Source organism: Vreelandella sp. V005 (genome assembly GCF_052645115.1).
In genome coordinates, this window is sequence record NZ_JBQXYA010000016.1 from 1 (window position 1) to 3,261 (window position 3,261).

The following is a 3,261-nucleotide window of genomic DNA, read 5'->3' on the forward strand; positions in this document are numbered from 1 at the left end:
TCTTAAATTGTGATACGTCTCAAGCGTATCCGGCAAAATGAAACGTTATCATTGCGAACTCCAGACTCCTTCGGGTTATAGGGTCAAGCAATGAAGCGCACACGGTGGATGCCTAGGCAGCCAGAGGCGATGAAAGACGTGGTAGCCTGCGATAAGGTTCGGTGAGGTGGCAACAACCTGTGACCCGGACATCTCTGAATGGGGAAACCCACTCATCATAAGATGAGTATCGTGCATTGAATACATAGATGTACGAGGCGAACCAGGGGAACTGAAACATCTAAGTACCCTGAGGAAAAGAAATCAACCGAGATTCCCCTAGTAGCGGCGAGCGAACGGGGACCAGCCCTTAAGCATGAGACTGATTAGGCGAACGCGTTGGGAAGCGCGGCCGTAGCGGGTGATAGCCCCGTAGTCGAAAATCTGATCATGTGAAATCGAGTAGGTCGGGGCACGAGAAACCTTGACTGAAGACGGGGGGACCATCCTCCAAGGCTAAATACTCCTGGCTGACCGATAGTGAACCAGTACCGTGAGGGAAAGGCGAAAAGAACCCCGGAGAGGGGAGTGAAATAGATCCTGAAACCGTGTGCGTACAAGCAGTAGGAGCAGACTTGTTCTGTGACTGCGTACCTTTTGTATAATGGGTCAGCGACTTATATTCAGTGGCGAGGTTAACCGTATAGGGGAGCCGTAGGGAAACCGAGTCTTAACTGGGCGACACAGTCGCTGGATATAGACCCGAAACCGAGCGATCTATCCATGAGCAGGGTGAAGATTGAGTAACATCAATTGGAGGCCCGAACCAGGATCTGTTGAAAAAGATTTGGATGACTTGTGGATCGGAGTGAAAGGCTAATCAAGCTCGGAGATAGCTGGTTCTCCTCGAAAGCTATTTAGGTAGCGCCTCACGTAGTACCGCCGGGGGTAGAGCACTGTTTCGGCTAGGGGGTCATCCCGACTTACCAACCCGAGGCAAACTCCGAATACCGGTGAGTAACGCGTGGGAGACACACGGCGGGTGCTAACGTCCGTCGTGAAAAGGGAAACAACCCAGACCGTCAGCTAAGGTCCCGAAATCCTGGTTAAGTGGGAAACGATGTGGGAAGGCTCAGACAGCTAGGAGGTTGGCTTAGAAGCAGCCATCCTTTAAAGAAAGCGTAATAGCTCACTAGTCGAGTCGGCCTGCGCGGAAGATGTAACGGGGCTAAACCAGGTACCGAAGCTACGGGTTCATCCTTAGGATGAGCGGTAGAGGAGCGTCGTGTAAGCCAATGAAGGTGAATTGAGAAGTTCGCTGGAGGTATCACGAGTGCGAATGCTGACATGAGTAACGATAAAGGGAGTGAAAAACTCCCTCGCCGGAAGACCAAGGGTTTCTGTTCGACGCTAATCGGAGCAGAGTGAGTCGGCCCCTAAGGCGAGGCCGAAAGGCGTAGTCGATGGGAAACGGGTCAATATTCCCGTACCGGACATGGTTGCGATGGGGGGACGAAGAAGGCTAGGTGAGCCAGGCGTTGGTTGTCCTGGTGAAAGTGAGTAGGCTTGGATCTTAGGTAAATCCGGGATCCTTTAAGGCCGAGACACGAAACGAACTGACCACGGTCAGGAAGTCACTGATGCCGCGCTTCCAGGAAAAGCCTCTAAGCTTCAGATCATGTGCGACCGTACCCCAAACCGACACAGGTGGTCAGGGTGAGAATCCCAAGGCGCTTGAGAGAACTCGGGTGAAGGAACTAGGCAAAATGGTGCCGTAACTTCGGGAGAAGGCACGCCGGCGTAGGGTGATGAGACTTGCTCTCTAAGCCCGAACCGGTCGAAGATACCAGGTGGCTGCAACTGTTTATTAAAAACACAGCACTCTGCTAACGCGCAAGCGGACGTATAGGGTGTGACGCCTGCCCGGTGCCGGAAGGTTAAATGATGGTGTTAGCCGCAAGGCGAAGCTCTTGATTGAAGCCCCGGTAAACGGCGGCCGTAACTATAACGGTCCTAAGGTAGCGAAATTCCTTGTCGGGTAAGTTCCGACCTGCACGAATGGCGTAATGATGGCCACGCTGTCTCCACCCGAGACTCAGTGAAATTGAAATCGCCGTGAAGATGCGGTGTACCCGCGGCTAGACGGAAAGACCCCGTGAACCTTTACTATAGCTTCACACTGGACGCTGATGTTGCCTGTGTAGGATAGCTGGGAGGCTTTGAACTCCGGACGCCAGTTCGGAGGGAGCCAACCTTGAAATACCAGCCTGGCATCATTGGCGTTCTCACTCAGGTCCGTTATCCGGATCGAGGACAGTGTGTGGTGGGTAGTTTGACTGGGGCGGTCTCCTCCTAAAGAGTAACGGAGGAGCACGAAGGTACCCTCAGCACGGTCGGACATCGTGCATTGAGTGCAAGAGCATAAGGGTGCTTGACTGCGAGACAGACACGTCGAGCAGGTGCGAAAGCAGGTTCTAGTGATCCGGTGGTTCTGTATGGAAGGGCCATCGCTCAACGGATAAAAGGTACTCCGGGGATAACAGGCTGATACCGCCCAAGAGTTCACATCGACGGCGGTGTTTGGCACCTCGATGTCGGCTCATCACATCCTGGGGCTGAAGTCGGTCCCAAGGGTATGGCTGTTCGCCATTTAAAGTGGTACGCGAGCTGGGTTTAGAACGTCGTGAGACAGTTCGGTCCCTATCTGCCGTGGGCGTTGGATGTTTGAGAAGGGCTGCTCCTAGTACGAGAGGACCGGAGTGGACGACCCTCTGGTGTTCCGGTTGTCACGCCAGTGGCATTGCCGGGTAGCTATGGTCGGACGGGATAACCGCTGAAAGCATCTAAGCGGGAAGCCCCCTTCAAGATGAGACATCCCTGAGGCCTAGAGCCTCCTGAAGGGCCCAGCGAGACCAGCTGGTTGATAGGCACGGTGTGGAAGCGCTGCAAGGCGTTGAGCTAACGTGTACTAATGGCCCGTGAGGCTTGACCCTATAACACCCAAGGGGTCTGGTCGTGATGATGACGTGAAGGTTGAGAGATCAACAGAAAGCCGGAGACGCAGCGTGTGGCCCCCACAAAAGAACGCGAGGGCGGCACCATGAGACGATCACCATTTAGCAAACGCTAGTCAGCATGATGTACATAGCCAGTTACGCCTGACGACCATAGCACGCGTGAACCACCTGATCCCTTGCCGAACTCAGAAGTGAAACCGCTTAGCGCCGATGGTAGTGTGGGGTCTCCCCATGCGAGAGTAGGTCATCGTCAGGCACTTATACC

At 54.1% G+C, this 3,261-nt stretch carries 2 rRNA genes; both read left to right on the forward strand.

What is annotated here, in order from left to right:
• The first annotated feature begins 81 nt into the window (after window positions 1–81).
• A 23S ribosomal RNA gene (locus tag ACUN8H_RS18695) occupies window positions 82–2,972 on the forward strand.
• A gap of 164 nt (window positions 2,973–3,136) precedes the next feature.
• Window positions 3,137–3,252, forward strand: a 5S ribosomal RNA gene (gene rrf / locus ACUN8H_RS18700).
• Window positions 3,253–3,261 lie beyond the last annotated feature (9 nt).